At 72.3% G+C, this 4,192-nt stretch carries 3 protein-coding genes and 1 pseudogene; 2 read left to right on the top strand and 2 right to left on the bottom strand.

Annotated elements, in window-relative coordinates; translation table 11 throughout:
• Together AB7U92_RS22790 and AB7U92_RS22785 are read left to right on the top strand one after the other, a co-directional pair.
• Positions 1-259: helix-turn-helix domain-containing protein (locus AB7U92_RS22790; RefSeq protein WP_428582404.1), on the top strand; the 259-nt coding region annotated here is incomplete at its 5' end.
• 57 nt (positions 260-316) lie between these two features.
• The gene (locus AB7U92_RS22785; RefSeq protein ID WP_428582402.1) at positions 317-1,147 is read left to right on the top strand and encodes an urease accessory protein UreD; all 831 of its coding nucleotides are present in this window, start codon (positions 317-319) and stop codon (positions 1,145-1,147) included.
• A 16-nt stretch (positions 1,148-1,163) separates the two neighbouring features.
• Here AB7U92_RS22785 and AB7U92_RS22780 read toward each other — a convergent pair whose 3' ends face one another.
• Both AB7U92_RS22780 and AB7U92_RS22775 read right to left on the bottom strand, forming a co-directional pair.
• Entirely contained in the window at positions 1,164-3,629 is a 2,466-nt protein-coding gene (locus AB7U92_RS22780; RefSeq protein ID WP_428582400.1) for a cation-translocating P-type ATPase, read from the bottom strand.
• 39 nt (positions 3,630-3,668) lie between these two features.
• Positions 3,669-4,192: pseudogene (locus AB7U92_RS22775) on the bottom strand (class III cytochrome C family protein); the annotation flags it as partial.

Below are 4,192 nucleotides of genomic sequence, written 5' to 3'. Positions count from 1 at the left end.
CCGGAGCGCAGCGCTGAACTGCAGCCGCCGCCAGCTCTACAACGCCTTCGCCGAGGAGCCCGACGGCGTGGCCGGCTACATCCTGCGCCGGCGGCTGGAAGGCTGCCGCCGCTGCTTCGACGACCGCGCGCAGGCACACCGCTCGATCACCGACATCGCCTTCGCCTTCGGCTTCTCCAACATGGCGCACTTCAGCCGCGTGTTCCGCGCGCACCTGGGGCTGCCGCCGAGCGACTACCGGCGCGGCGCGGCGGCCTGAGCGGGCCGGGCCTGGCACGGCCCTGGCTACACTGCCGGGGCACTCTCTCGCGCATCCATGGGCTGGCACGGCCGACTCGAACTCGACTACCGCCGCGACGGCGACACCACGCAAGCCCACGACCGCCACGACGGCCCGCTGCGCGTGCTGCAGCGGCTGTACCCGGAAGGACCGGGCATCTGCCACCACGTGCTGGTGCATCCGCCCGGCGGCATGGTGGGCGGCGACACGCTGGGCATCGCGCTCAACCTGGCCGAAGGCAGCCACGCGGTGATCACCAGCCCTGGTGCGGCGCGCTTCTATCGCAGCCAGGGCGATCGCGCGGTGCAGCAGGTGCAGGCCACGCTGGCCGCCGGTTCGCGGCTCGAATGGCTGCCGCTCGAAACCCTGGCCTACAGCGGCTGCGACGGCGAGAACCGCCTCGTCTTCACGCTGAACGGCGATGCCGAGATGCTCGGCTGGGACGTGCTCGCGCTCGGCCTGCCGGCCGCCGACCAGCCCTTCGAGCGTGGCCGCTACCGCCAGCACCTGGAATTGCCCGGGGTCTGGCTGGAGCGCGGCACCATCGCGGCCGACGACGCCGTGCTGCTCGACTCGCCGCTGGGCCTGGCCGGCCAGCGCGTGCTGGGCACGCTGTGGTTTGCGGCCGGCACGCCGCTAGCGGCAACGCGGCGCGATGCCCTGCTCGACGAGGCGCGCGGCCTGGCCGCCGATCACGCCCTCGCACGCCAGGCCGGAGCCACCGCGCCGAACGACCGCGTGGTGGTGCTGCGCGCGCTGGCGCCGCGGGTCGAGCCGCTGATGGACCTGTTCAAGGCCGTACGCCATCGCTGGCGTGCGCAGGCCTGGGGCCTGGATGCCGTGTCCCCACGGATCTGGACGACCTAGACCCTGCCCGACCCGGTCAGCGCGGCTGACGGTTCAGCCGCGCGGCCACCAGCGCTGCGGCCACGGCGGAGGCGGCCAACACCCCGGCCACCAGCGCCCAGTCGGCGGCGTGCAGAGGACGCAGGTTCAGCAACCGGCTGAGCACCGGGATCTGGACCAGGGCGCCGAGCGAAACGAGCGTGCCGGCCACGAGCCAGCGCGGCGTGGACTGGCGCAGTCTCGTCAGGCCCACCGTCAGGCCAGCGCTGGCCGCGAGCAGCACGCTCATGGCCATTGCGCGCGCGTGCTCGACGTCCCGGTCCGCGCCGAGCGCGTGCAGGTAGCTCCAGACCACGGCCACGCTGACCAGCGCGCCGACGGCAACCATGGCCGACCAGGCGCCGGCCGAGAAGAAGCGCGCCCGCCGCAGGCGTTGCACCGGCGCGAGCGATCCCTCCGCAGGCAGGTCCTGGAAGGCCAGCATCGCGGTCGGATGGATGACCAGTTCCAGCCAGACGATGTGCACCGGCAGGAACAGCAGGGGCAGGTCCATCAGCGGGATGGCCGCTGCCCCGATCACCAGCGGCAGGTGGACGAGCAGAAGATAGGCAAAGGCCAGCCGCAGGTTCTGGAACAGCTGGCGGCCTTCGGCCACGGCGGCGACGATGGTCCTGAAGTTGTCGTCGAGCAGCACCACCGGCGCCACCTCGCGGGCACTGCGCGTGCCACGCTCTCCCATCGCCACGCCGACGTCGGCCAGCCGCAGCGCGGGCACGTCGTTCACGCCATCGCCAGTGACGGCGACCAGTTCCCCCTGCGCCTGGAGCGCCTGCACCAGGGCAAGCTTCTGCGGCGGTGTCGCCCGCGCCACCACGTGCACGCTGCCAGGTCGGCGGAGCACGGCGCCCGCGTCGTCGTCGGGCGCCAGGGCCACCACGCCGGGCTGCGGGCCGCCGAGCCCGATCTCGCGCGCGATCGCGGCCGCGGTGGCCGGATGGTCGCCGGTGACCATGAGCACCCGCATGCCCGCGGCCAGGCAGTCGGCCATGGCCTCGCGCACGCCCTCTCGCACCGGGTCCTCGAAGGCCAGCAGGCCCGCAAACACGAAGCCGGTCTCGGGCTCGATGTCGAGGCGCTCGCCATCGGCCATGCCACGACGGGCGCAGCCGATGACCTTGTGGCCCGTGCGCGCGAAGGCCTCCACCTGCGCGAGCCAGCCGGCTCGTTCGTCTGCCGAGCCGTCGCACATCGCCAGCACGGTTTCCGGCGCGCCCTTGGTGAACGCCACCGCCTGCTCGCCGTCGCGGCGCAGCATCACCGTCTCGCGGCGCCGCGCCTCGGTGAACGGGAAGTCGGCCAGCCGCGTCGCCGGCGGCAACGGCCCCGCGGCGCCGCGCAGCGCCTGGTCGAGCGGGTCGCCGCTGTCCGGGCGCGAGGCGAAGGCCGCCGCCTGCAGCAGCGACGGCTCGTCGAACCCGTCGGCGGCAGACCGGTGCGCCAGCACCAGCGAGCCGGCGGTGATCGTCCCGGTCTTGTCGGACACGATGCAGCTCACGCGGCCGATGTTCTCCACCGCCACCGCACGGCGCACCAGGGCCTTGCGGCGCGCCAGGCGAAAGACGCCGACGCCGAGGAAGAAGGTGTAGACGACCGGGAACTCCTCCGGCAACGCGGCCACGGCCAGCGTCAATGCGCTGAGCAGGGCATCGACCCAGCCATGGCCGTGCCACAGCCTGATCGCGGCCAGCACGACGCACATGACCACCGCCACAGCGATCAGCACGGCCACGAGTTCGCCGATGGCCTTCTGCAGCGGGGTCGCGGCGTGGCTCCCCTCTGTGGCAGAACGGACGATCTCGCCATAACGCGTCTCGCCGCCGATGAAGACGATGCGCAGCCGTGCCGTTCCCGTGAGCAGGCGCGTTCCCGCCGTTCCCCAGTGTTCGTCAAGCACGCTCGCGGGCAGCGGCACCGACGGATCGAGCGCGCGCTTGGCCACCGGCAGCGATTCGCCCGTCAGGGTCGATTCGTCGGCCTGGAGCCCGGCGCCGCCGACCAGCAGGCCGTCGGCCGGGAAGTACTCCCCCGGCGTGACCTCGACCAGGTCGCCGGGCACCAGCTCCCGTGACGGGATGCTGCGCCACTGCCCGTCGCGCAGCACCGTCGCCGAACTGGCCAGCCGGCTCGCCAGGCCCGCCGAGGATGCCGAAGTGCGCCGATGCAGCCAGGCGTCCATGCCGAGCAAGGGCGCCATTGCGGCGAGCAGCGTGAGCGACTCGGTGACCTGCCCGAGCAGGCCGAACAGGCCCGCCGTCAGCAGCAGGAACCACAGCATCGGGTCGCGTGCCGTGTCGCGCGCGACGACGAGCCAGCCGCCGGTGGTGGGCGCCACGATGTCGTTGAACCCGAAGCTGCGCTGGTGCTCGACCTGCTGCGCGCTCAGGCCCTGCGCGACGGGTGGCAGCGACTCCAGGCGATCAAGCGGGACCCTGCGCCGGCTCATGCCGCGCCAGCCACGTGCTCGCGCACCGATTGCCGTGGGTCAGTCACGCTCGCGCCCGCCTCGATCCCCGCCCCGTCCCTTCTGCGGCTCGACCCTCGGGTCGCGGTGGCACTCCACGCAGTCCTGGAAGTCCCGGATGCCTTCTTCGAGGTGTTCCGCACGGACCTTCGCCTCCGAGTGTTCGTGGCAACCGTAGCAGGTGTAGCGGCTGTAATCGTTGTTGCGGTGGCAGGTGTCGCAGGGCGCCTCGTGGTCGCGATCCAGCACGAAGTACTTGTCGTGGTCGAAGGTCGCCGGCTTCCAGGCCTCCGTCTTGTGGCAGCTCTTGCAGCTGCCCTGGATCTGGCGGTGCAGTCGGTCGGTCGGCGCGTTGTGGCAACTTTCGCAGCGGTCGAGCACGGCAGCAGCCAGCAGCCTGTGCTCGAAGTGCGCCGGCTTCCAGGTCTTGTCGCCGTGGCACTGGCTGCACTCCGCCTTCAGGTCGCGGTGGAACGAGTCCTTCGGCGCGGCGTGGCATGTCGAGCACTGTTCCTTCACCGTCACCTTCAGCAGCGCGTGCGAGA

This window comes from Piscinibacter sp. (assembly GCF_050175855.1).
Lineage (GTDB): Bacteria > Pseudomonadota > Gammaproteobacteria > Burkholderiales > Burkholderiaceae_C > Piscinibacter.
The sequence above is the reverse complement of the archived record's forward strand: the minus strand, read 5'-3'. Positions and strand labels throughout refer to the sequence as shown.